At 65.3% G+C, this 26,159-nt stretch carries 16 protein-coding genes and 1 other RNA gene; 2 read left to right on the top strand and 15 right to left on the bottom strand.

Annotation, left to right across the window (positions count from 1 at the left end):
- Positions 1–445: 445 nt before the first annotated feature.
- Positions 446–3,262 carry a TonB-dependent receptor gene (locus tag VC212_RS12215; protein ID WP_323514979.1) on the bottom strand — a complete coding sequence of 939 codons (2,817 nt, stop codon included), beginning with the start codon at positions 3,260–3,262 and terminating at the stop codon, positions 446–448.
- 534 nt (positions 3,263–3,796) lie between these two features.
- On the bottom strand, positions 3,797–6,154 hold the full coding sequence (locus VC212_RS12210) for a Tat pathway signal protein (RefSeq protein WP_323514852.1): 2,358 nt from the start codon (positions 6,152–6,154) through the stop codon (positions 3,797–3,799).
- A gap of 452 nt (positions 6,155–6,606) precedes the next feature.
- Between VC212_RS12210 and VC212_RS12205 the strand changes: the two genes are divergently transcribed.
- Positions 6,607–6,684, top strand: a non-coding RNA gene (locus VC212_RS12205) — sX9 sRNA.
- 326 nt (positions 6,685–7,010) lie between these two features.
- Positions 7,011–8,105, top strand: coding sequence for a DUF5694 domain-containing protein (locus VC212_RS12200; protein ID WP_323514853.1), 1,095 nt, complete (start codon positions 7,011–7,013; stop codon positions 8,103–8,105).
- Positions 8,106–8,625: 520 nt separating this feature from the next.
- Here the strand turns inward: VC212_RS12200 and VC212_RS12195 are convergent.
- From VC212_RS12195 to VC212_RS12135, 13 genes are all read right to left on the bottom strand, one after another.
- Positions 8,626–8,922, bottom strand: a complete 297-nt coding sequence (locus tag VC212_RS12195) for a hypothetical protein (RefSeq protein WP_115513263.1) — start codon at positions 8,920–8,922, stop codon at positions 8,626–8,628.
- Positions 8,923–9,014: 92 nt separating this feature from the next.
- Positions 9,015–10,568, bottom strand: coding sequence for a DUF5597 domain-containing protein (locus tag VC212_RS12190; RefSeq protein ID WP_323514980.1), 1,554 nt, complete (start codon positions 10,566–10,568; stop codon positions 9,015–9,017).
- A gap of 83 nt (positions 10,569–10,651) precedes the next feature.
- Positions 10,652–13,000, bottom strand: a complete 2,349-nt coding sequence (locus VC212_RS12185; RefSeq protein WP_323514854.1) for a DPP IV N-terminal domain-containing protein — start codon at positions 12,998–13,000, stop codon at positions 10,652–10,654.
- Entirely contained in the window at positions 12,990–14,576 is a 1,587-nt protein-coding gene (locus VC212_RS12180; RefSeq protein ID WP_055851632.1) for an APC family permease, read from the bottom strand. Before VC212_RS12180 ends, VC212_RS12185 begins: the two co-directional genes overlap by 11 nt.
- Positions 14,577–14,640: 64 nt before the next feature.
- Positions 14,641–16,506: a DUF885 family protein gene (locus tag VC212_RS12175; RefSeq protein ID WP_323514855.1), complete on the bottom strand. Its 1,866-nt coding sequence runs from the start codon at positions 16,504–16,506 to the stop codon at positions 14,641–14,643.
- Positions 16,503–18,320 carry a DUF885 family protein gene (locus VC212_RS12170; RefSeq protein WP_323514856.1) on the bottom strand — a complete coding sequence of 606 codons (1,818 nt, stop codon included), beginning with the start codon at positions 18,318–18,320 and terminating at the stop codon, positions 16,503–16,505. The genes VC212_RS12175 and VC212_RS12170 overlap by 4 nt, the downstream gene beginning before the upstream one ends.
- A 115-nt stretch (positions 18,321–18,435) precedes the next feature.
- Positions 18,436–19,635: a Xaa-Pro peptidase family protein gene (locus VC212_RS12165; protein WP_323514857.1), complete on the bottom strand. Its 1,200-nt coding sequence runs from the start codon at positions 19,633–19,635 to the stop codon at positions 18,436–18,438.
- Positions 19,632–21,227: an aldehyde dehydrogenase family protein gene (locus tag VC212_RS12160; RefSeq protein WP_323514859.1), complete on the bottom strand. Its 1,596-nt coding sequence runs from the start codon at positions 21,225–21,227 to the stop codon at positions 19,632–19,634. The genes VC212_RS12165 and VC212_RS12160 overlap by 4 nt, the downstream gene beginning before the upstream one ends.
- A 191-nt stretch (positions 21,228–21,418) precedes the next feature.
- Positions 21,419–22,327 (bottom strand): dihydrodipicolinate synthase family protein, encoded by a 909-nt coding sequence (locus VC212_RS12155; protein WP_323514861.1) that lies wholly within the window; start codon positions 22,325–22,327, stop codon positions 21,419–21,421.
- Positions 22,324–23,637 (bottom strand): FAD/NAD(P)-binding oxidoreductase, encoded by a 1,314-nt coding sequence (locus VC212_RS12150; RefSeq protein WP_323514862.1) that lies wholly within the window; start codon positions 23,635–23,637, stop codon positions 22,324–22,326. The genes VC212_RS12155 and VC212_RS12150 overlap by 4 nt, the downstream gene beginning before the upstream one ends.
- Positions 23,630–23,875: a 2Fe-2S iron-sulfur cluster-binding protein gene (locus tag VC212_RS12145; RefSeq protein WP_104616364.1), complete on the bottom strand. Its 246-nt coding sequence runs from the start codon at positions 23,873–23,875 to the stop codon at positions 23,630–23,632. The genes VC212_RS12150 and VC212_RS12145 overlap by 8 nt, the downstream gene beginning before the upstream one ends.
- The gene (locus VC212_RS12140) at positions 23,872–25,101 is read right to left on the bottom strand and encodes an FAD-dependent oxidoreductase (protein WP_323514863.1); all 1,230 of its coding nucleotides are present in this window, start codon (positions 25,099–25,101) and stop codon (positions 23,872–23,874) included. Before VC212_RS12140 ends, VC212_RS12145 begins: the two co-directional genes overlap by 4 nt.
- Positions 25,101–26,039, bottom strand: coding sequence for a proline racemase family protein (locus VC212_RS12135; protein ID WP_323514864.1), 939 nt, complete (start codon positions 26,037–26,039; stop codon positions 25,101–25,103). The genes VC212_RS12140 and VC212_RS12135 overlap by 1 nt, the downstream gene beginning before the upstream one ends.
- Positions 26,040–26,159: the final 120 nt, after the last annotated feature.

The following is a 26,159-nucleotide window of genomic DNA, read 5'->3' as shown; positions in this document are numbered from 1 at the left end:
CAAGGTGCGGGGCATCGGAATGGTCTGTCTGCGAGCAGCGGCACGCACCACACCGCTGCTGCGACCACCATGCGCTGAAAGAAGAGCGACCACCCCACCGACTGCGCTCACCGCCAGGCAAGCGCGCACGATGCTCGGTGCAGATGGAGCACTTGGACATGCAGGTTCCTCCGCACCGTGCACGCTCCGCTGAAGACCTCTCGCCACATCTCGTTCACCGCTGCACGCCTCGGCAGTGCCTCCACTGCGCGGCTGCTCTCTCGACGCGCCGGCAGCCGGTCAGCATAGGCGCCTACGACAGAGCACGTTGCAAGAATGCGAAGCGTGCCGCGGACATACGAACCTCGCGTGATTAGTGCAGGCGTGCTTAGTGCAGGCGTGCTGCACGGCGCCCGCCATCGGCGGCGGGAATGCTCCACCGCGATACCGGCGCCGCGTGTCGCGCTCAAAACTCCACACGCAACCGGCTCCAGAAGAAGCGACCCAAGGTGTCGTAGGTGGTCGCGTCGGTATTGGCTGCGTTGGAGTAGCTGTAAAACTGCGGTGGTGTGCGATTGCCCAGATTGTCCACGCCCAAGGCGAGCGTGCTGTGCAAGGACGCCAGCTTGCGGCTCAGCGAAACGTTGTGATAAACCACCGAGCCGATCGGGAAATAGCGGCAGCTGCCATCGGCATTGGTGTCGGCGCAGAAGTTGTCGTACTGGCTGCCGTTGACGGTGCGACCCAGGTACCGGGTGTTCCAGCTCGCATGCCATGGGCCCTTGTCCCAGGCCAGATTGGCCACGGCGCGCCAGCGCGGCATATTGCCCCAGCTGGAATTTTCGCCGACGTAGTTGTGCGTTTCGCCAGCGAAGCGAAAATCGGAAAAGAAGGTCGCATCCAGACCGGCAGAAAAATTACCCCGCGCGGTATCGGCCAGCGTGTAGTGGATGCCCGCATCGTAGCCACGGATATCCACCTTGCCGCTGTTGTAGGCGAACGGTACCGACACGCGCGTCAGCTGCCCGGCTGCGTCGCGCTGGATCAGCGGGCAGAACGCTGCTTCGCTTCCATCGAAGCAATCGTTGACCACTTGCTGCTCGCCAACGCCAGACAGCATGTCATCCAGCACCACGCGCCAGCTGTCCACGTTGAGCGACAGGCCGCGCACCTGGTCGGGGTCGTACACCACCCCGATGTTGTAGGAGCGGCCACGCTCCGGCTTGAGCTGGAAGCCGAGATTGTTGGCGCCGGAGGTCACCACGTTGAACTGCGCGGTATTGGTGAAGCTGCCATCGTTGGGCACATTGGCGCAGGCTGGATTGGGCGCGGCGCCGGCATAGCCATTGCATGGGTCCTCGAAATCGCCGGTGGTGTCGATTACCGCGTTATAGGGCGAGCCATACAGATCGCCCAGCGCAGGCGCGCGGAATACCTGCGAGCCGGTGGCGCGCACCAGCAAATTAGCGATCGGCCGCCATTCGATGGCAACCTTGCTGTTGGTCGTGTTGCCCCAGGCATCGTATTTGGAATAGCGCGAGCCCAGATTGAGATTCAGGCTGCTGGCAAACGGCACGTCTTTAAGCAACGGCACCAGCAATTCGGCATAGGCCTCGCGCACCGATTCGTCGCGGCCCTGCCGGAGGATGCAGCCGTCGTTGTAATCGCAATTGCCGTCGGCATCGGCGGCGGCCACCTCGCTGGTGGTGCCCTGTGCGAATTTGTTGGTGCGATAGACCAGACCCACCGCTGCCTGCACAGCACCGGCGGGGAGTTTGAATAGATCGCCGTTGGCGCTGATGTCGACAAAACGCATCTGGCTCTCGTCGATCAGATCCACCGGCCGCTGGGTGCCGCGTAGCGCCGCGATGGTGGCCGGATCGCTGGGGTTGAAGATATTGATCGGCGTACAGCCGGCGATTACCGCACCGGGCGCGCCGCACTTGATCACCCCATCGCTGTCCAGAAACGAGGCACCGGTGGCGTTGTTCAACGCCGAGGTGATGGAGAAGCCCGTGCGTACCAATGTGTCCTTGTAGCGTGCGTAGCCTGCCGCCGCATCCCATTGCCAACTGGTGCCTTCCACGCGCCCGCGCAGGCCGGCCACGATATTGGTCTGGAACATCGTCGCGGTATAGACGCGCGTATTGGCCTGGGTGGAGCGCAGCAGATAACGGTCCAGCTGATCGCCGAACGGGTTGTAGTAATTGCTGGCCGCATCCTGCATCTCCATGCCGAACGCATCCAACCGCGAGGTGGTCTTGCTGCGCGTCCAGAACACGTCCATATACCCCTGCACGTTCGGGGTGAATTCGAAACTGCCGTGCAGCGAGGCGTTGGTGCGTTCTATCGGGGTGATCAGGTATTGCGCGTCGTAAACGTTGTAGCTGTCTGTCGCAGGCTGGTAAGGACGGAATGCAGTAGCGTCGACCGGTCCGGGCGGCACGCCGTCGGCCGGGGTCAGCCTGCGTCCGTCGCTCAGGAATACGCGCGTGTTGCCGCCACGGATCTCACTGACCTGCCCGTCGAGAAACTCCACCGCCCTGGCGGCATAGCTGCGATCGCGGTTGAACACCGGATTCATCGAATTGCGGCTGAGCCCAAGGATCACCCCGCCGCGGTCCCAGGTCTTGCCCCACTCCAGGCCCAGCGTGCGGCTATTGGCATCGCCATGCGTGCTCTGGGCGTAATCGACCGTGGCGGCAAAGCCGTCGTACTTGTCCTTGAGGATGATGTTGACCACCCCGCCGATCGCATCGGAGCCATACACAGACGAGGCACCATCGGTGAGCACTTCCACCCGCTCCACCATCGAGGCCGGAATGGCGTTGACGTCCACGCCCGGTGCCGACGCCACGCTGCTGGCCGGTCCGGCCATGCGGTGGCCGTTGACGAGCACCAGCGTGCGCTCGGGCCCCAGATTGCGCAGCGACACCAGCGCACGGCCATGACTGAAACCGGAGTTGAGCGCAGGGCCCGGCATGAAGCCGGACATGGCCGGGAGTTGTTGCAGCAACTGGCCGAGCGTGCTCTTGCCGCTATCTTCGATGCGCTGCCGGTCGACCACAATGACCGGGCTGGCAGTCTCGGCATCCACGCGGCGCAGATGGGTGCCGGTGACGTTGATCTGATCCAGGGTCTGGGTGACATCGTCGTCGGCGCTGCGCTGCTGTGCGAGCGCCGGCACGGCGACGATGGACAAGCCCAGGACGATCGCCTTGACCAACGGGTGACGTCTGGAAACGAGGCACTGCGACAGCATGGCGGAGCAGCTGGGCGACATCGGAATTCCTTGTGCTTTCATGGGGACAACGGCCAACCTGCGCGCACGGCCAAGCCGCACTGCAACAGCGCAAGATGAGAGATCGATCACGACAAAGACGACACCAGCGAACTGCCGTACGAAACGGCAACTGGCCAGACAGGACGGCGACGTTGCTGCTCTCCCCCTGAGAGCACGCGACCAAGAATTGCAGGCCACGCAAAAAAAGCTTGCGACAATGCCGCGCTGGCGTCTTGACGAATTTATCCGGCACTCGTGCGGAAATTCACATGCTTTTGCCATAATTTCGACACAAAGCACGGTGACACATGGCAAGCGGTTATCGCGTACACCTGATACATGCCGAATCGCATGCACGCGCCTGATGGCAGCGCGGTCTCAGGATTGCTCGCTTCACGCCCAGCGTGATGGCAAGACCACTGCACACGCCCTCAAAAATAACCTTGTTACCGCTAGCGGAGTAGACGGCGATCGATGTCGATCGACGCGCTCAGATCGCGCCGCGTGTCGATGACGGCATTGCAGCGACGTGCGTCACACGTACCAGGCCTGTACCTGCACCGCTGCGATGCCGTACGACAGCGCCACCCGATCTGCATGCGGGCCTTGCAGACGCGCCGGTTGTCCATCGACCAGTACGCGTTGCAATCGCGTGCCGGTTGGCGCACGCAGCGTGAGCCAGGTGCGCTTGGGAGCGCGCTCGGGCAGTTGCACCTGTGCATCGATACGGCGTGCAGCGGTATCGGTCCGCAAGGTCAGTGTGACCGTGCCCCAACGTGTCGGCGCCGCAGCAATACCGACCGCCTCGCCGCTGGCCAGCCATGCACGCGGCACTGCACGCGCAAGAAACAACTGCTCGCCCGCGCTGTCGTCGCTGACCAGCATCCAGCGCAACAACAACGGGATGGTCATCTGCGCCGGCATGCAGAACAACGGCATGCCGCCGGTGATGCCACTGACTTCGCCCGCCGTCCAGCTGCCACGCGTGTGCACCTGATAGCGGTGCGCGTAGACGAACAACAGATACTCTTCGATGCGATCCAGCTGCAGCAGCTGTTGCGCATACCCGTAGGAAATAAACCCCAGCAGATCGCGGCTACCCGGCTCCGGTGGCGCGATATTGGCCACCACGCCGATGCTGGTGCCGCCGTGGCCGCGCAGGCAGTCGATCACCAGATGGGCGAGGTCGTCCGGCAACACATCGGCCTGCAGCAACTCGGCATAGGCGCGATGCGGCCACTGCTGCTCGCTGGGTTTTTCCTGCAGCAGCGATTGCCGAAAGGTCAACTTGGTGCCCGGCAGCGGGCCGACATACGGCGGCGACAGATCGCGGCGCACATTGGCACGCAGGCTGGCTTCCAGCCGTGTGCGCAACTGCTTCGCGCGGCGCTGCCATTGGCTTGCCTGTGCCGCATCGCCACCGAGCGTGCTCCAGACCTGCGCGATGTCCTCCCACCCGCGAATGGTCAGCGCGCTGTTGGCGTAATACGGCTTCCACCACAGCGATGGATCGGGAAACAGGCACGCATCCGACTCGTTCCAGCCATGCAGCAGGCCGTGCCCGGACGCATTGCGCGGCAATGCCAATGCCTGATCGTGCAACGCGCACAACACCTGCGCGGTGGCCGCAATCTTGGGCAGCAATCGGCGCAAGCGCAGCGCATCGCCGGTATAGCGCAGATAGCGCGCCAGCAACGACAAGGTCAGACCGAACTGCCCCACCTCCGGCCCACGCATGTTCGGCAGGCCATCGTCCTGCACGAACGCATCGAAATAGTTGTCGAGTACCGCAGCTGCCTGAGCAAAGCGGCCCCATTCCAGATTGGCGTAGAGCGAACTGGTAAAAGTGTCCTGAAAGCCGTCGTACTCGTTACCGTAGTAGTCGCGCTCCACCGCGCCGTACTTCGGGTAATCGCCCCCCGGGCGCACCACCAGCTCGCGCGCGAACGCGAATTGCGCCATGTCATTCCAACTGGCATCGGGTAGTTGCGCCTGCACCGTGCCGTCCAATGCCTGTTGCCAATACGCCGCGAAATCGATCAGCGCCGCATAGAACTGCTCCGCGGTGGCCGGCGTGCGCAGCGTGCCGAATGCGGGATAGCTGTGCGTGTAGTGCACCGCCACGATCTGCCCGCCGCGGACCTGCATGGTGCGGTGCCAGGTTTGCACCACGAAGCGGTCGGGCGCGCGCACATCGGCGAATACCAGCACGTCGTACCACGCATCGGCCTCGCCCTCGCGGCGCATCACCTTGCGCACCGCCGGCATCCAGCCACCGAGCATGCCTTCTTCGCGCCGTTTGATCAGCGCCTCCTCGCCCAGTTCGGTGAAGGCATGTTCCGGCCGCGAGGTGCGGCTGCGGCCGTTGGGCAAGATCGGCATGGTGTCCAATGCTTCGCGCGTGCCAACAAACGTGGTCCACGGCCAGCGCCCACCGTTGTCCTTGGGGTCCAGCAACGACGCCGGCGGTGGTGCGACATCGCGCACCTGCGCCTCGTCCGGGTCGCCCTCACGCAGCAAGCGATCAGCAAGCAGGTCGGCGTCGGCCATGGCGACCTGTGCCAACGGCATGCCGAAGTACGGCGCCCCTGCCGCCGGGTAAGCAGCTTCGGTGCGTTTGTCCAAGCGCAGCATGCCGCTATCGGTCCACAACGTGAGTTGGCCCTGCGAGCCGTCGAGCTGCTCGTAGACAGTCCACTGTTGCTGCAGGTGCTCAAAACTGCACAGCTTGCTGCCCACCTGCGCGGCTGAAGGCAATGCCTCCAGGCGCGGCCGTAATGCTGCAGGTGGCGCCGCCGCGCTGGTCGACACCGCGTGGCCCGCCAACGCAGCGCCGGCCCCCACGGCCGCGGTCGCTGCCATGCCCTGCCGCAGAAAGGTTCTCCGGTCCATCGTCGTGCCCTTGGGTGGTCGTAACCGCATCCTGCGCGCATGCACCCGCCACGTCTTGTGGCAGTGATCCGACGCGGGTGCGGAAATCTGCATACAGACCGATTCACTGGCATGTGCGCGGTGGTGGCTGCTGCGGCCTTACGGCATGCGCGCAACACTGGGCCCTTGCAAGATCTGAGGCATGCAGTGGCGCCGGCGGACTGGCTGCGTTGCTTGGCTCCCTGGCATCTTGCATGCCGCATAGCTGATGGGTTCCGGCTGCGCTAAATCGCAATCGATAATGTATGCCGACGATGGATAAACCACATCGATCACCGCAAACTGCCGGTGTCGCGGTGCGGTTCTTGCGCAGGCGATGTGCACGAAGCGCTAGCAGTCGACACGCAGCTTAGGGCAGCTAACAAAACGACTGTGCTCACCGCCAGGCGGGCGCGGCCGGTGCTCGGTGCGGCATGTACCACTCCGTACCTTCCGGTTCTGAGCGCGCCGTCCACACCCATCTGAAGACTGCTCGCGACGTTTTGGTAGCCACTCTCAGCGCATGTCGTCAAGACTTGCCAGACGTGACCATCGAGTTCTGCAGCCGGCGTTTGAAGCGACCTGCGGTCGATGCTCCAGCATCGAGCAAGCATGACGCAGTGCATGCCCGCAGGACCCCCTGCCATTTGGCGGCATGACTTTCCGGCCGGGTTGGATGCCTGCGGTATCGGCCACACTCGCTGCACATCTACTGCCGCAGGGTGCGCTTGCGGCAGCGCGGATGCGATTACGTACAAGGACCGTCATGCAGCCACCAGTACCTTGCACCTCGAACGGCGTCGACGCAGTAGCGTCGCGTTCCGTCGCAGCACCCGTCTTGACCGCCCTGCTGCGCCCCCGCCGGCTGTGCCTCGCGTTGCTGACGCTCATCGCACCGGGCATCGCGCAGGCACACGTGGACCTGTCGCAACTGGATGCGGACATGGCCGCGCCACGCACCCAGGTGCTGGTGCTTGGCAGCGTGCACCTGTCGCAGTTGCCAGAAGGCAGCGACATCAGTGCAGCACGGCTGCAACCATTGCTGGACCGGTTGGCGGCCTATAAGCCGACCATCATCACGACGGAGGATCTGTCGGGCGAAACCTGCGATCTGATGCGGCGGAATCCCACGGTGTATCTGCCGGAAGACAGTGCGGCCTATTGTCCCAAGGTCGACGACGCAGCACGTGCGACCGGCCTGGATGTGCCCACCGCCATCGGCAAGGTACGTGCAACGCTCAAGAGCTGGCCCAACATGCCGACGCCGGCGCAGCGACGGCAGCTGGCTGCAGTGTTTCTGGCCTCGGGCGATCCGTTGTCTGCCTTGGTGCAGTGGCTGCAGCTTGCGCAGGCAGAGCAACGCGCTGGAGATGGGTTGGATACAGCGCTCGTCGCGCGGCTGCGCGCTGCGGAACAGCGCCAGGACGAGAGTAGCCTGATCTCCGTGCCGCTGGCGGTACGGCTGGGCCTGCAGCGCGTCTACCCGGTCGACGATCACACCGGCGACAACGTGCAGGTGGACGACCCGGCTGCTTATGGCACTGCCGTCCAAGGGGCCTGGGAAAAAGCCGCCCCGCGCGCCAGCACCATGCTCGCGCAGAAAAAACAGCTGGCGCAGCAAGGCAAGCTGTTGGAGCTGTACCGCGCGATCAACCTGCCGGCCAACCAGCAGTTGTCGATCGATGTGGACTTCCGCGCGGCGTTGAGCGAGAAGTCGCCGCAACACTACGGCTATCGCTACGTGTCCGGTTGGGAAATCCGCAACCTGCGCATGGTGTCCAACGTGCGTGCCAGTTTTGCCGACCAACCCGGCGCACGCGTGCTGGCGGTGGTGGGCGCCACGCACAAGCCCTGGTTCGATAATTTCCTGGGACAGCTACAGGGCGTGGAGATCGTCGATGCAGCGCAGGTGTTGGGCAATGAGGGGAAGTGAGTAAAACGACTTCAGCATGACGCTCTAAGTCAGGAGCCTAGTCAGTCGAGGGCGCGGTGCCCTCACCGCTCGCGGGACACGCCGCAAGTACCTCCATGTAGGCTCGGTGGCCGCATCCATGCCGCCACACGGTCCCTCAATCGGTGAGAACACCGCACCAGAGAGTGAATCGGTTGCTTTCTTGCAAGCAGAGTTACCAGGTTACTTTCTTACAAACGTGGCCGTTGATCTACTTGCGTTGGAAGGATGACAAAACGCGCCATTATGCGAACGCAGGCGTCATGCATTGCTTGCACCATGCACACCGACACTCTTGATTGGTCCTTGCCCGCCCACCGTCGCGGGACCTTACGCGGCATGGATGCCGCGTAAGCGCCTACAGGGGCGTACTTGCGGCGTGTCCCGCGATGGTGGGTGGGTAAGGGCCCTGCAGCGAAGTGGCAGACAAGTGTCGCCAAGCACGGCATCAAACGGGCAGCCGTGCATTAAATCGACAACGGCCGTCTTCCACTCCGAGCTCTCAGCTCAATACGTCCAACAAGCTACCCAACATCTCGTCGGAACGACGTAGCGCAGCGGCGTTGGCCTGGAAGTCGTTGCGCGCCGATAGCCCGTCGACCAGATCAGTGACCGGAGCCGACGGATCGGACGACGCATCGACCACGCTGGCCGACACTCCACCATTGGCTTGCGTGCTGGCCGCGACAGCCTGACGCGGGCTGCCCTCTACCGGTTGGCGGGCCACATTGCTGGCGGCCACCTGCTGACGCAGCGCGGCGACCTGCATTCCGGAACTGGCGATGCTGCTGATGCTCATGGTGGCTCCGGTGTGGCGGTGAGTGGATGCAAACAAGGCCCCACGCGTTGCAGACAGCATGCGAAGGGCGGCAACGACACGATCAGCAAGACTCAGTAAGAACCGACGCGCACCCGCAGCACGACCGGTTCCTGGCTGGTTGGACCACCGCGGCCGAAGTTGAGCCCGTAGTCGGTCTGGTCGCCGTTGAGCTGCTTTTCCACCTGCCAGCGCCCGTCGACATACCGCCCCTGCTCCACCCGCAACAGTTGTCCATGACGGTTATCGGCCGCTTCGCGGAAAAATTCAATGCGCGCGGCCATGCCGGTGACCAAGAACTCTTCCGGCCCCAGCTGCGCCACCAGCAGCCGCCCGCCGTGATCGTCGTTGCCCGGCAGGATCGCCGGCGCATCGCCCCACAACGGCGCGCCGAACGACACCTTGGCCTGCCAATCGCCAAAGCGCAGGGTGCGTTGCGGCATGCCGGGCTGCTCGGCAATGCCTTGCAGCCGTCCGTCGAAGGCGGCCTGCGCCAGCACGCGTTGCAGCGGCGCCAACAACCTGAAATTGGCCGCATGCGCAGCGATTGCAGCGCGATTGGCGTCGCTATCCGGGTTGCCGTCCATGCCGAACACCGAAAACCCGATCCCGCCCTGCCCCAGCACATGGAACAGGTACGGCGCCGTCGCCGCTTCGAAGCCGGTCTCCGACACCCAGGCCGGATTATCCGGCCGCGCGTACTGGCCGATGACCTTGGTGTACTCGTTGTAGTCGCTGGTGTAGATGTCAGTACCGATGAAGTCGATCGACGGCGTGGCCGCGCGCCACAGTGCGAACACATTCACCGTGGCACCGCCGGACGGGTAATCCATACCCGGGTAGCGCTTGCCCTTGTAGCGCAGCCAGGTGTTGACGTAGAGCGGCAGCGGATACGCACGCTTGCCGGCCGCGGCCACTTGCTCGATGTATGCGGCGGTGGCATGCGCATTGAAGGCTTCCGCTGCATCGGCACCAAACAGCTGCTGCCAGCTACCTTGCGGCTTGCCCAGCGCCTGTGCGATTGCTGCAGGCACCGGCTGCGCAAATGCCGCCTCGCCGGCCAGGCCGTGGTCGCGCACCGTGCCGATGGCACCGGGTTCGTTTTCCACCTGCACCAGAATCACCGTGTGGCGGTCGCCATCGACCTTGCGCAGATGCTGCATCAACGCGGTGAACGCACGCGCATCGGCCTGCACATTGGCAGCCACATGCGGCGACAGCACATCCACCGGCTCGCCATTGGCATCGCGCATGCGCTGATACGTGGTCTCGTCGCGCTTGATCCACTCCGGCACGTAATGCATCTGGCCGTTCTTCCAGCTGCCGAACCACAGCAGTGCCACGCGCAGGCCGCGCTTGCGTGCGCCGGCGATCAATGCATCCACATTGGTGGTGTCGAAACGGCCCGGCGCCGGCTCGAACTGCTCCCAATACACCGGTGCTTCCACGGTGTTGGCATGCAGCGCGACCACGTCGTCCAGTGCCTGCGGCAACACCGCCGGCCACGCGCTGGAGTTGTGCAACTGCGCAGCCAACATCGTATACGGCGCACCATCGACAAAGACCGCATGGCGGCCGTTCTGGCTGACAAAGCGTGGCATTTCTTCAGCGCACGCTGCCGGTGCCATCGCACCTGCCAGCAACGACAGCACACACAGGCAGGCAACCGCGCGGCCACGCCGGCGCATGGCGGATAAACGGGCAAACAGCATCAGCGGGCCTCCGGGGTGGATGAATTCCAATGCAGCGTGGGCTGCCCGAGCAGGTGGCGCACGAAGAAGTCGTACTGGCGGCGCTGCACATAATCGATCGGCCCGCTGGAGCGGCCCACCGAATGCTCGCCGCCCGGTACGTTGAGCAGGTCGAAGTCCTTGCCGGCCTTGATCAAGGCATCCACCACCTGTGCGGTGGAGGCAGGATCTACATTGCTGTCCTGCTCGCCGACGATCAGCAGCAGGTCGCCCTGCAACTTGCCCGCATTGGCCACGCCCGAGGCAGCGGCATAGCTACCATCCACCGGCCACCCCATCCACTGCTCGTTCCAGCTGATCTTGTCCATGCGGTTGTCGTAGCAACCGGCGAACGCCACGCCCACCTTGTAGAAGTCCGGATGGCGTTCGAGCGCGCCCAAGGTGCTTTGCCCACCGGCAGAAGCGCCGTAAATACCGACGCGACTGATGTCGTAAGAAGGATCTTTGGCCGCCAGTGCACGATGCCAGGCGATGCGATCGGGGAATCCGGAATCACCCAGATTCTTCCACGCCACATCATGAAAGGCCTTGGAGCGGTTGGCGGTGCCCATGCCGTCGATCATCACCACGATGAAGCCCAGATCCGCTTGCGCCTGCATGCCGATCTGCTTGTCGCCGCCGGAGTGATAGCCGAACGGCCAGAATGTCTTGGGCACGAACGAGTCGTGCGGGCCGGCGTAGATGTTTTCGATCACCGGGTATTTTTTGTGGGGGTCGTAATCGCGCGGCCGCACCACCATGCCCCAGATGTCGGTGCGACCGTCGCGGCCCTTGGCGACGAAAGTTTCCGGCGCACGCCAGCCTGCGGCAAGCAACCGATCGATGTTGCCGTGTTCCACTTGCTGCAACAACCGGCCGTCGATGGCATGCAGCTCCATCACCGGCGGCAGATCCGGGCGCGAGTAGACATCGACGTAGTGCCGGCCATCGTCTGCAATCGCCACGTCGTGATCGGCATCGGCGGTGGTCAATCGCGTCAAGTTGCGCCCATCGAAATCCACGCTGTAGAGCTGGCGGTCATACGGGTCCTTGCCGGCATCCATACCGCTGGCAGTGAACCAGATGCGGCGCTGCGCATCGTCGACCTTCAGTACATCGCGCACCACCCAGGGCCCCTGGGTGACCTGCTCGATGATGGTGCTGTTGTGGCCGTCGTACAGATACAGATGTCGCCAACCGTCGCGCTCGGAGATCCACAGAATCTGGTCGCCATGCGCATCCACCTCATGGCGAAAGCTGCGGTCGGCATAGACGAACGTGCGTGCGTCCTCGCCCACTGCCACATGCGCCTGCCCTGTGGCGGCATCGATCGCAATCACGCGCATACGCTGAAACCCGCGTTGCACGTACTCAAAGCTCACACTGCGCCCATCCGCCCGCCACTGCAGCGGCGACAACGAATACGGTGTGGGGAACAACGCGTTGTCCACCACGCGCCGTGTGCCATCCACCGCCAGCAGCACCGGCCTTTCCACATCCACCGCATCGCCCGGCTTGGGATACAGCTGGGTGTGCAACACCGGCTCAAGACGTCCGGCCGGCGCGGCCTCCACTCGGGTGACCCGGCGTGCAGTACCCGGCCGCACCCGATACACCGCCAACTGCTGCGAATCGGGCGACCAGGCAATGCTTTCCGGATCGAAGTAATCCTCGGCTCGGCCATCGTCGGTACGCTGCACGAGGTGGCCATCGGCCACCCGACGCACGACCAGATTCCAGCCATCGGCCAGCGCCTCCCACTGCCCGTCGGGCGAGCGGCGCGGCGTGGTATCGGCCGCTACGTCCGGGTCGCGCACCACGCCAAAGCCGCGCGGCCGCTGCTGCAACTGCGGCTGCCGGCCGGGGGCGTCGGGCGCGCACTGGTACGTGGTCAAGGTGCAGCGCCACGCAGCGTCCTCAATGGCGAACACGATCGCGCCGTCTGCACGCGTGCCTTCCTGCGAGTACACAAACTGCTCGAACGGCAGCGCCAACGCCGTATAGGCGACGCCAGTGGCAGCTTGCAGCGCCTGCGCCACGCGCGCCTGGTCGAAGGCCGGCTGCTTGTGCACCGTGGCAACGTCCACGCGGATGAAGGCGAACCCGCCAGGCACGGTCTTACGGTAATAGAACGTGCTGTCGTCCTGCCATTGCGCTGGCCAGGCGACGTTCTGGGTCAACGTGCTCCAGCGCGCGCGCAAGCCGAGCGAGCGTTGGTAATCGGCCACACTGGGCGCCGCCTGCGCAGTGGCCGCAAGCAACAGCATGCAGGCGGCGATGACGCCCGCCGCCTGCGTTATCCATGCATGACGCCAGGCGTCATTCGCCATCGTCTTCTTCCAATGCCAGTTCGTCGCTGCGCAGGCCGCTGCGTGCGCCCCAGTGATAGATGAAGAACGCGATCACCGCCACGCTCAGCGTATCGAACGGATGCGCGATCCAGCCGTGGCCGCCAAACGTGCCGGCCCACGACACCGCCATCACCAATACGAAAAACACGATCAACCACAGCGACGCACGCACCTGCCGCAGCAAGCGCGCCCTGCCCTCGCGCGATGGCAACCGGTACAGCACGTACAGGACAAAGGCGAGCACTTGCAGGCCAAGCAGCCACGACAAGGTGGGCCAGGTGGACCAGTACACGATCAACGCCGCCACCATGAACGACACCGGCCCCAACACCGTCAAACCGCGCACATAGAACGGCCGCGGCAAGTCCGGCGCACTGCGCCGCAAGGCGGCCACCGTCACCGGCGCCACCGCATAGCTCAGCACCAAGGCCGCCGACACCACGCCGATCAGCGTCTCCCATGACGGGAACGGCAGCGTCCAGAAGATCGACAGGCCCAGGCTCAACCACAACGCCGGACGCGGAATCCCCGACGCCGGGTCGATCCGCGTCAGCACCGGCAGAAATCCACCGCTGCGTGCCCAGCCATACACCACGCGCGGCGTGGCATTCATGTAGATATTGCCGGTGCCGCTGGGCGAGACCATCGCATCGCAGATCACCAGCGCCGCCAGCCATGCCATGCCCAAGGCCAGCGCGATGTCGTGATACGGCAGCGAAAATGCCTTGTCGATGCCGCTCCAGCCCTGCGCCAGTTGTGCTGCCGGAATGCTGCCCAGAAAGGCAAGTTGCAGCAGCACATAGATCACCGTGGACAGCGCCACCGACAGGATCAAGGCAATGGGAATATTGCGCTGCGGGTCGCGCACTTCGCTGGCCACCGACACGATGGGGGTGAGCCCCAGATACGCAAAGATGATGCCGCCGGCAGAGATCGCCGCTTCCACCCCGGCCATGCCCGACGGTGCGAATCCATGCACGCTCAGGTTGTCTGCGTTGAAGTGCTTCATCAGCAGCACGATCACCAGGATCGGCACCAGAAACTTGAAGATGCTGACGATGTTGTTGGCCAGCGCAAAGGTCTTGACGCTGAAGTAGTTGAGCACGAAGAACAGCAGCAGCAAGGCCAGCTGCACCAACCAGCCCCACACGCTGGGATGGCTGCTGCCTGGCTGACTCAGCCACGGAAACCACGCTGCCGCATATTGCCGCGCGGCTTCCACCTCGATCGCAATCAGGCTGGAAAACGCAATCAAGGTGATGAAGCCGGTCAACGAGCCCAGCAAGGCGCCGTGCGAATACTCCGGGTAACGCACCACCCCGCCGGCGCGCGGCAGTGCGGCGCCGAGCTCGCAATACACCAGCCCCAGCAGCAACACCGCAATGCCGCCGAGAATCCATGACAGGATGCCGGCCGGCCCGGCGATCGAAGACACATGGCTTGCGGAAAATAACCACCCCGAGCCGAAGATGGAACCCAGGCCGATAAAGGTCAGGTCAGTCAGACTCAGTCGCTTGTGGAACTTGCCTTGCGTGGTCGCACCGTGTGTTGTCATACGTCGCCCCAAAGAGTGGAAAGCGCAGTTACTGCGGCAATGCCGCACGCGTGGTGGTCATGCATCAATTATCGGCTGCCGCCGAAGCATCGCTTGCCGAGGCCTCGGCTGCGCTGTCGTCGGGATACGGCGACACGCCACCGTCGGCAATGAAACGCGCGACGCGCGCTTCCAGTACCGGCAGCGGCACCGAGCCGGTCTGCAGCACCGCATCGTGGAAATGGCGCAGGTCGAATTTTTCGCCCAGTGCGGCTTCGGCCTTGCGGCGCAGCTCCAGGATCTTCAGCTCGCCCAGGTAATACGACAGCGCCTGCCCGGGCCATGCAATGTAGCGATCCACCTCGGTGGTGACTTCGTGCTCGCTCAGCGCGGTGTTGTCGCGCAGATACGCCTGCGCCTGTTGCCGCGTCCAGCCCTTGTGGTGGATCCCGGTGTCGATCACCAGCCGGCAAGCGCGCCACATCTGGTAGGTGAGATAGCCGAAGCGATCATAGGGCGTTTCGTACATGCCCATTTCCTGGCCCAGATACTCCGAATACAGTGCCCAGCCTTCGCCATACGCCGAGATATAGCTATAGCGGCGAAACGCCGGCAGCCCCTGCGCTTCTGCGGCCAGCGGCATCTGCAAGGCATGGCCGGGCGAGGACTCGTGCAGCGTCAATGCGGTCAGGTTGTACAGCGGCCGCGATGGCAGGTTGTAGGTGTTGACCAGATAAATGCCGGGACCGCCGCGGCCACCGGTGTAGAACGGCGCCAGCTCCGGCGGTACCGGTTCGATCGCGAAACGGCGGCGCGGCAGCCGGCCGACGTAATCGCCCACCTTGGCATCCACGCGCTTGGCGATCCATGCCGCCTGCTTGAGCAGTTCTTCCGGCGTCTTGGCATAAAACTGCGGGTCTGTGCGCAGAAAGTGTAGAAACGCCGGGAACACCGCCTGCCCGGCCGGTGGCTTGAAGCCGCTCTCGGCAATGGTGGCGTCCATCTGCTTGCGTAGCTTGGCGACTTCCTGCAAACCGATCTGATGGATCTGGTCCGGGCTCAGCTCCAGCGTGGTGAATTCGCGAATCTGCGCGCGGTAATAGGCCTGGCCATCCGGCAAGGCTTCCCCGGCCAGCGTCGTGCGCGCACGCGGCTGGTACTCGGTGCGGATGAAGTCCAGCAACGCTGCATACGCCGGCACCACCTGTGCGTTGATGGTTGCCACCGCCTGCGCACGCAGCTGTGCTTGCACGTCCGCCGGCAGCGTGGCCGGCATGGTTTTGAACGGTGCGTAGAACGGATTGGCCTCGCCACTGGCTTGCACCACATCGGCGATGGACTGGTCGCGCCCGGTCAAGGTGACCTTCGGTTGGCTGAAGCCGCGCGCAAGGCCGGCGCGCATATTGTCGGTGTGCTCGGCGAAATAGCGCGGGATATCGGCCAGCATTTTCAGATAACGCTGATAGTCATCGCGCGTGCGTAGCGTGGCCTGCGCGCTGAAGCCCAGGTCGCTCCAGAACGCCGAGTCGCTGTTGAACGGCATTTCCCATGCACGAAAACGTTGCTGGTCCAGCAGCACCTGCAGTTGCTGCCGATACACCTGGTAGCTCACCTGATCGTCAGCCGACAACTGCGCTGCCGGAATCGCATCCAGCGCTTTCAACGCTTGTTGCCAATACGCCGTGCGCAGGTTCTGCGTGGCCACATCGACCTTGGGCAGATGATCGGACTGCTTGTCTTGCGTGGCCTGGTTGTCTTCATCCACCGCGCCGGACAGCTGCGCCTGGCGCCAGCGCCATTCGCGCGTGTACAGCGCTTTGAAGCGCGCTGCTGCACTGTCTTGCGTGGCTGATGCGGGTGCTGCGGCCTGCGCCTGCAATGCGGTGCCACCCACACCGGCTGCAATCAAGACACTCAATGCGCTGGCGCGCCACACGGTGCTGGTCGTCATTGGCGTGCCTCCGGCGCTGCCTTGGCCTGCGCAATCCACTGCCGCACGCGTTGCTGCAACATCGCCAACGGCATTGCGCCACCACCGAGCACCGCATCGTGGAAGGCGCGCACATCGAAGCGGTCGCCGAGTGTTTTTTCCGCTTCGGCACGCAGCGCCAGGATCTGCAGCTGCCCGAGTTTGTAACCCAGCGCCTGCCCCGGCCACACGATGTAGCGGTCGGTTTCGGACTGGATGCTGGGCTCGTCGTCGGACGGATGGGCGTGGAAAAAATCCACCATCTGCTGGCGATTCCAGCGCTTGTAATGCACTCCGGTATCCAGCACCAGGCGATTGGCGCGCAGCAACTCGCCGGACAGGCGGCCGTAGTCGTTGTACGGGTCCTTGAAGAAACCGATCTCCTTGCCCAGGCGCTCGGCATACAGCGCCCAGCCTTCGATATAGGCGTTGTAGCCGGCCTGCTGGCGGAACGGCGGTAATGGCAGTGTCTGCGCAAGCGAAATCTGCAGGTGATGGCCAGGCACGCCTTCGTGATAGGCGGTGGTTTCGATGTTGATCAAGGTGCGGCTGGCGAAGTCGCTGGTGTTGACCTTCACGATGGCCGGCTTGGTGCCTTCCGGATTGCTTTGCCAATATTCGGCGCCCGGCGCGGCGCGGCGGAAGGCTGGCATCGCCTGCACCTCCAGCGCGGTCTTGGGCAGGTGTCCGAACAACTTGGGCAGCTCCGGCTCCATCGCGGCGATGTACTGGCGGTACTGCTGCAGGATCTGCTCGCCGGAGGTGGCGAAGTGCCGCTTGTCGGTCTCCACCGCCTTGCGGAAGCTGGCCAGATCGGCAAAGCCCTGCGCCTTGGCGATCACCGCCATGTCGCCTTCGATGCGCGCCACTTCCTTCAACCCGATCTGATGGATCTCCTCCGGCGCCATGTCGGTGGTGGTCTGGGTATGGATGGCGTAGCGATAACGGCGCTCGCCATCGGGCAGCGACCAGATGCCTTCGGAGCTGCGGCCCTGTGCGGCGTATTCGTCGCGCACGAATGCTGCCAGCTTGCCGTAGGCCGGACGCACTTGTTGATCGATCGCCGCAAGCAGTTGTGCGCGTAGCGCAGCGCGTTGATCGGCCGGCACCGCGGCATCGAGCTTTTTCAGCGGCGAGGCGAACGGGCTCTGCTCGCCGGTCAGTGCCGCGATCTTGTCGATCTGCTCGGGCAGGCGCTCCAGCAGGTATTTCGGCTGCACCAGGCCCTCTTTGGCGCCCTGCCGCGATGCCGCGATGACCTGATCGATCACGGTCGGGATCGCCTGCAGCCGGGTGATGTAATCCTGGTAATCCTTGGCGTTTTCGAACGAAAACGCATCGCCATAGCCGGCCAGCGCCAGCTGGATGCCGCCGATCGGCTCCAGCGGCATCGCATAGGTCTTCAGATCGATGCCTTCGAGCTTGTCGCGCAACTGGCCGAGCATCATCTGCAGGCTGAGCTGACGCTGCTCATCCAGCGCCTTGGCATCCACTGCTTCGAATTGCGTGAGCAGCGCGGCGGTGGCGCTACGGTCGGCCTGTACGGCCTCCAGCGAGTAGTCGCTCCAGCGGTCGTTATAGCGTTTGTCGCCGATGATGCTGGCGAACTCGGGGCTGTGCTGCAGCTGGTATTGCCACTGTGTGTCCAGCAGCGCATCGAAGGCCTTGGCTGCCTGTTCGCCAGGTACGGCTGCCGCAGTGGCGGCCGGACGATACGGCGTGGAAGGCGCCGGTTTGCAGGCGGTAAACAACGCGGCTGCAAGCAGGCCGATGGCGACAGGACGCAGGTGCTTCATGCAGTAACTCCAAGATGCAGGGACGGCGGTAGGAGCGCACCCGGGCGCGACCGGCTCTCTCGGGAATACCCATCGCGCCCGGGTGCGCTCCTACGGTTCGTTTGCTTGTGCGGGCTCAGGCAAACGGTTGGTCGATGGCAATAGACGGCGGCGTAAACCACTGCGCGCCGGCATCGGTGACGTAGAAATGGTCTTCCAGCCGCACGCCGAATTGGCCAGGCACCACAATCATCGGTTCGTTGCTGGCGCACATGCCCGGCTGTAGCGGCAGCGCGTTGCCGCGCACCAGATACGGCGCCTCGTGAATGGCCAGACCGCAGCCATGGCCGGTGCGATGCGGCAACCCCGGCAGCCGGTAATCCGGGCCAAGCCCGGCCGCTTCCAGCACGGTGCGCGCGGCCTGATCCACCGCCTCGCAGACCACGCCCGGGCGGATCGCCGCAAATGCCGCCGCCTGCGCGGCCTGCTCCAGGTCCCAGATGCGCCGTTGCGCATCGCTGGCCGCGCCGTAACTCCAGGTGCGGGTGATATCCGAGTGGTAGCCCTGCACGGTGCAACCGGTGTCGATCAGCGCCAGCTCGCCTTCGCGTAAGTGCTGCACGCCGGGAATGCCGTGCGGAAACGCCGTGGCATGCCCGAACTGCACGATGCAGAAGGTCGAGCCGTTGTCCGCGCCCAGCGCGCGATGCGCCTCGTCGATGAAGCGCACCAGCTGATCGGTACCGATGCCCTCGTGCGCGATGCCCGCGGCCAGCCGCTGCACCAGCAGCGTCATCTCGCAGGCCTGCTGCATCAGCGCCAGCTCGGCGGGCGACTTGCACATGCGGCAGCCGTCGATGATGGCGCCGGCATCGCGGATGGCCGTGCCCAGATGCGCACGCAAGCCGGTGTGCACGGCGAAGGCGATGCCCGGGTCCAATGCAAGTGCGTGCGAATGGCGGTCGTCCATCGCCTGCACCGCCAGCGCGTACGGGTCTTCGTGTTCTTCCCACAGATATTTGGCGACCGGAACCTGCAGCACCGCGTCCAGCGAGCCCTCCTCAAACGCCGGACAGAGCAGCACCGGGTCGCCGTCCAGGGTCAGCAACGCGGCGACCAGCCGCTCGCTGGCGCCCCACGGCACGCCGGTGAAATAGCGCAAGGACGTGCCGGCACCGATCAACAAAGCGTCCACACCATGTGCGCGCATCAGCCCGCGTGCGCGTTCGATGCGCTGCGCGTACTCGTCTGCGGCGATCGGCGCGGCGCGCTGCGCCCAGGGCGCCAGTTGTGCGCGCGCCTGTTCCAGCGACAGACCGCCGATCTGCGTACTCATGTGCCCGCTCCCAAGTCGGCGGTGCTCCACTGCCCATCGACCAGCCGCGCGACACCGCCCGGATTGTGCTGGCGCAGTTCCGGCGGCAACAAGGCATCGGGCACGGCGTCGTAACTGTGCAAGGCGGCAAAGCGGCGAATCGCGCCCGGCATGCCCACCGCGGTGAAGCCTGGATGTCCGGTACTCGGGAACGGGCCGCCGTGGTTTTGCGCGGCGCTGACCGCCACGCCGGTCGGCATCTTGCTGTTGATCAAGCGCCCTACCCGCGCACGCAGCACCGGTGCGATGGCCTGCCATGTCGCATCGTCGCTGCCATCGACAGCACGGTACAGCGTGCCGGTCAGGTTGCCTTCGAATGCGGCGGCCAGTTGCGTCATCTGCGCACTGTCCTGCGCACGCACCAGCAGACTCACCGGGCCGAATGCCTCGGTCTGCAGCGCATGCGGGTTGGCGAGAAATGCCGATGCCTCCACGCTCAACAGGGTCGGCGCATAACGGTAGCCGTCCTCACCGGTGTGGCCGCCCGCCAGCACCGCGGCGCCGGCAGCGCGCAAGCTCGCTACTCCACGTTGCACGCCATCGACCCCTGCAGCCGAGAACAGCACCATCGGCATGGCCGCGTCGAAATGCGCCTTGGTGGCCGCAACGAACGCATCGCCCGCCGCGCCGTGCGGCACCACCACCACGCCTGGATTGGTGCAGAACTGGCCGCTGCCCAAGGTGCACGAGGCAAAAAATTCCTGCGCCAGCGCATCGCCGCGCTCGGCCAGCGCGCCCGGCAACAGAAACACCGGGTTGACGCTGGACAGCTCGGCATAGAACGGCACGCCGGCCGCATCGGCCGCGGCCTTCAACGCCAGCCCGCCCGCGCGGCTACCGGTAAACCCGATCGCGCCCAGGCGCGTATCGCCGGCCAGGCGCACGCCGACGGTGTTGTCGAAGTGATACAGCAACTGCACCGCCGCCGCCGGCAAACCAGAGCCCACCAGTGCCTGATGCGCGAGTTGCGCCATGCGCTGGCTGGTGGCCGGATGCAGCGGGTGCGCCTTGGCGATCACCGGGTTGCGCGCAGCAATGGCGGAGGCGAAATCGCTGCCGGCAATCGCGTTGAACGCGAACGGGAAATTGTTGGGGCCAAACACCAGCACCGGCTTGCCCAAGGGCGCCAGATGCGAGCGCAGATCGGCGGCGCTATCGATGATGGGGTTGGTCCAGCTGTAGCTGCGCACCGCGTTTGCGGCCTGGCGCAATTGGCCGCTGGTGCGCGGCAGCTCATTGCCACGTAAACGCGTGGGCGCCGGCAATGCGGTTTCTGCATGCGCGAGTGCGACCAGGGTGTCGGCGTCGGCATCCAGCGCAGCGGCGTATGCGTCCAGAAATGCGGCAATCCGCTCGGCCGGCGCGGCGGCCAGCTCGGCGGCGACTGCTTGCGCGGCGCTAAGCGCGGTTTCGATATCGTCGGCACTGCTGACCGGAAACAGTGGCCCGATCGCCTCGCCCGTGGCGGGGTTGGCGGCGCGGAAACTGCCCGTCGCCGCGTGACTGGGCTGCCATTGGCCGGCCAGCAGGATGGGTTGGATCGTCTCGTTCATTGCGGCACCTTCAATTGCATGGAATCGACCTGTGCGCAGCGTGCGGCAGCGGCCGACCAAGGGGCCGATGCGGATGCCGTATCAAACGCGACATCCGCATCGATCAGCACACGTCGCTGCGCACACGGCGACGTGATTGCGCAACACGCTGACAGACCGGCGTGTTGCGCAGCGTCACGGTGCCTGCGGCATCAGGACAGCTTAGGTGCGGTGGCAATCGCATGATCGATCACCTTCAACGCCGCTTCGCGCTCGGCGCCAGCCACGACCAGCCGTGGCGCACGCACATGCTCGCTGCCCAGGCCGACCTTTGCCTGCACCAGTTTGATCAGCTGCACGAAGGTGGGCACGGTATCCAGGCGCAGCAGCGGCAAGAACCAGTTGTACAACTCCTTGGCAGCCGGATAACCGCCATCGCGCGCCAGTTCGAACAGGCGCACCGATTCCTTCGGATAGGCATTGACCAAGCCGGCGATCCAGCCCTTGGCGCCCATGCTCAAGCCTTCGACGATGGCATCGTCCATGCCCACCAGCAGCGCCAGGCGATCGCCTAGCAATTCCTGCAACGCGGCGAAGCGACGCACGTCGCCGGAAGATTCCTTCACTGCCTGCAGGTTGGGGAATTCGGCGGCCAGTTCGGCGATCTGGGCCGGGCCGAAATCGGTCTTGTAGGCCACCGGATTGTTGTACAGGATCACCGGCAGATCGGTCGCGCCGATCACCGCGCGCACATGCGCGCCCATCTCGCGCCAGTCGGTGGAATAGACGTACGGCGGCAGCACCATCAAGCCACCACATCCGATCTCCTTGGCCGCCTTGGCCAGCGCCACCGCTTCGCCGGTGGCCAGGCTGGCGATGCCCGGCACCACCGGCACGCGGCCGTTCAAGGCAGTGACCAGGGTGCGCAGAACCGCCAGTTTTTCGTCCACGCTCAAGGTGGCCGCTTCGCCCAGCGAGCCCAGCGGCACAATCGCGGTGCAGCCGGCATCCACCAGCTGGTTGGCGTGCTTGCCGAGGAAGTCGTGGTCGATCTCACCGGAGGCGGTGAACGGGGTGGTGATGGCCGGCAACACGCCGTGCCAGAACGCAGCAATGCTCATGGATGATTCCCTTGCGAGTCGGAAGTGAACGAGTCGGCCAGCGCCGCGAGGCGGACCGGGAACAACGGCGGCCGGCGGCCGGCGTCGGTGGAAAGATCGGGCGGGCAACGGCCCAGTTCGGCCAGTGCGCTGCCGCAGATGCGGCCCTGGCAGGCGCCCATGCCGCAGCGCGAGGCCAGCTTGGCGTCGCGTGCATCGTCGAAGTCGTCCAGCGCGCACAGCGGCACGTCTTCGCAGCGGCAGACCAGCGTGTCTGGTTGCGCCAGCGTGCGGATGCGTGGATGTAGTGCGAATTGCTGTTGCAACAGCTGCGCAAACCCGCGTGCGGCCCGCCGACGCGGCTGCAGCTGCAGTGCGTGATCGGGTGCGCCGGCGGCCATATGCCCGGCCATCGCACCTTCGACCAACGCGCAATCGCGTCCGCCGATGCCGCAGGCTTCGCCAGCGGCGAAGATCTGCACGACGCTGGTGCGCAGCAAGGTATCGACCTGGATCTGTCGATGCGCGCCGCAGGGTTCCAGTTGGCAACCCAGCAGCTGCGCCAGCTCGGTATTGGGTACCAGGCCATAGCCCACGGCGAGTTGGTCGCAAGCCACGCGGGTGCGACCATGCGGGCCATCGAGCTCCACTTCGCGCAACTGCGTATCGCCATACGCGGCCACGACGATGCTGCCGGCGCGATAGGCGACGCGATGCAATTGCAGCCGCAGCGCCACCGCCTGAGCGGCCTTGCCCGGCCAGCGCCATAACTTCGCGGCGAAGGTGCGCAACGCTGCAGCACTGGTTTGTTCGTGGATGCCGAGCACCTGCGCGCCATGGCGCTGCAAGGTGGCCGCACTGGCCAGCAGCAACGGCCCGCTGCCGGCCACCAGTACGCGCTTGTCGCGCACCGGCCAGCCTTGTTTGACCAGCGCCTGCGCCGCGCCTGCGCCGGTGACGCCGGGCAAGGTCCAGCCCGGAAACGGCAACAACAATTCGCGCGCGCCAGTGGCCAGTACCAGCGCGGCGTAATGCAGTTGCAGCGTGCCGTCCGGACCATCGGCCAACAACCAGCCCGGCTGGGCCAGCAGGATCTGCGTGCGCGTCAGCAGGCTGATTGCGGCATTGCCTTGCACCTGCCGCAACAGCGCGCGCGCATCGGCCGGCGCACCGTGGTGCACGTCGCTACGCCACACCTGCCCGCCCGCACGCGGCTGCATGTCCACCACGCCCACCCGTGCGCCATGGCCAGCGGCTGCCTGCGCGGCAGCCAATCCGGCCGGGCCGGCACCGATCACCAGCACATCGAAATGCAGCACGCGCTCAGCCATCGGTGCGCACCTGCATGCCGTCACGTGCATCCACCAGGCACGCGCGTTGCTGCGCAATGCCGTCGATGCGCACGCGGCATTCGAAACACACGCCCATGCCGCATAACGGTGCCCGCGGCTGGCCACTGCTGGACTGGCGAAATTGCAGCGTGGCCTGCGCCACCGCTGCCGCCACGCTGGCGCCGGCCGGCACGTCCACCGGTTGCGCATCCACATACAGGCGAACCGTGGCGCTCATGCCGCGGCGCCCTGCACTGCGCGCGCCGGTGCGTACGGCGCCGGGTCGATGGCCGGCGTGCGCCCGAGCAGGCTGTCCACGATCACCCGTGCGCTCCCCAGCGCCGTGGTGACCCCCAGCCCTTCATGCCCCGCTGCCACCCACACATCGGCCCGGCCGGGCACCGCCCCAAGATACGGGCGCCCGTCCGGGGTGGCCGGACGCAGGCCGGTCCATACCCGGATCGCCTGCAGCTCGCGCAACACGGGCAGATACGCGAATGCACGTTGCAACATCCGTTGCAGCACCGGCATCGACAGCGCGCGGTCGTTTTCGCCGAACTGCCGCGACGAGCCGATCAGAATCTGCCCGGTCGGCCGCGGCTGCACATTGAAGGCCACGCTGATGTCGTCGGCGCCATGCGCCGAATCGGCATAACCCAACTCCAGCAGTTGATGCCGGATCAAGCCAGGATGCCGGTCGGTGATGACCAGATGGCCCTTGCGCGGACGCAGCGCCAGCTCGGGCAGCAACTGCGGAAGGGCGACACCACTGGCGACCAGCACCGGCCCGGACAGTAGCTGGCCATCGTCCAGACGCACGCCCTGCGTTTGCAATTGGGTTACCTGACGGCCGGCAAACAGCTGCGCACCGGCCTTGCAGGCCAGGCTCACCAGGTGCCGCGCCACCCGCGGCGGATACACCACCGCTTCATTAGGCACCCGCATGCCACCGGCCAGCCCGGGCACCAGCTGCGGTTCCAGGGCATATAGCTGTTGCGCATCGATGGCCTCTGCGTGCAGATCGGCCGCCGCCAGCCGCGCGATCTTGGCCGGCACCGCTGCCAGTTCGCGCGCATCGCGTGCCACCCACAGCGTGCCGCAGCGACTGAACTCAGCCTCGCTCAATTGCGCAAAACGTTCCCACAAGCTCAGCGAATACGCCGATAACGCCAGCTCGGCCGGATCGTCGTCCATCGCCACCAGGTGTCCCATCGCCGCCGCAGTCGAACCACCGCCGATCGGCCCCGGCTCGACGATCGCCACCCGCAAGCCCTCGGCTGCCGCAGCTTCCGCACAGGCGGCACCGACGATGCCGGCGCCGATCACGATCAGGTCGTAGCTGCGCCGCGTGGAGGAAGCAGATTGGCTGACATCCCCATTGGCATCGCCATGCAGTAACACCGCAGCCGAGCCGCTCGACGGCGCAGCCAACGCAGCATCCGGCGCGGGCGGCGACACCTGCATCAGGCCACGATGCCCCAGGCGAACGGATCGGCCGGGTCGATGATCAACTGCGACCGCGCGGTGATGAACGCCTGCCCGCTGATGCGCGGCGCAATGCCGCGCCCGCTCAGGCGATAACTGCCCTCGAACGCGCTGCCCAGAATGCCTTGCTGCACCCAGCGCTCGCCTTCGCCCAGCTTGCCGTCTGCGGCCAGGCAGGCCAGCTTGGCGCTGGTGCCGGTGCCGCAAGGCGAGCGGTCATAGGCCAGCCCGGGGCACAGCACGAAGTTGCGCGCCACGCCGCTGCCATCGGGGGCAGCGCCATTGACTTCGATATGGTCGATGTCACCACCCGCCTCACCCGTAATCCCGGCCGCTTCCAGCGCCAGCCGGATCGCCTCGGTGTAGGCGGTGAGCTCGCGCTGGTGCGCCAGATCGAGCGCGCACGGCGACTGCTCGGTGATGAAAAACCAGTTGCCGCCCCAGGCCACATCGCCACGCACCCGGCCATGGCCCGGCACGTCCACTTCCACACCGGCGGCGGCGCGATAACTCTCGACGTTGTCCACCGACACCGTGCCGTCTTCGGCCAGTTCCACGCCCACGGTGCCGACCGGGGTTTCGATGCGGTGCTGGCCAGGCGCGATGCGCCCCAGCTCGGCCAGCGTGCGTACCACCCCGATGGTGCCGTGGCCGCACATACCCAGATAGCCGACGTTGTTGAAGAAGATCACCCCGGTGCAGGCGGCAGGGTCGCGCGCCGGCAACAGCAGCGCGCCCACCATGGTGTCCGAACCGCGCGGCTCGCAGGCGATCGCACTGCGCCAGTGGTCGAAGTCCTGGCGGAAGCGCTCGCGGCACTGCGCCAGGTCGCCATCGCCCAGATCAGGGAAGCCGGCCAGGACCACGCGGGTGGGTTCGCCGGCGGTATGGGAGTCGATGACGTCGATGGTGTGCATGGCTCATGCTCCCATTGCCGACCCTTGGACGACTAGCGTTCAATGCGAAGTGAAAATGCGGAAATCTGCACAATCGCCAACCTGATTCACAGCCATGCGTTTACGCTAGGATCAAGCCTG

Source organism: Xanthomonas sp. WHRI 8932A (assembly GCF_035012785.1).
Lineage (GTDB): Bacteria > Pseudomonadota > Gammaproteobacteria > Xanthomonadales > Xanthomonadaceae > Xanthomonas.
The sequence above is the reverse complement of the archived record's forward strand: the minus strand, read 5'-3'. Positions and strand labels throughout refer to the sequence as shown.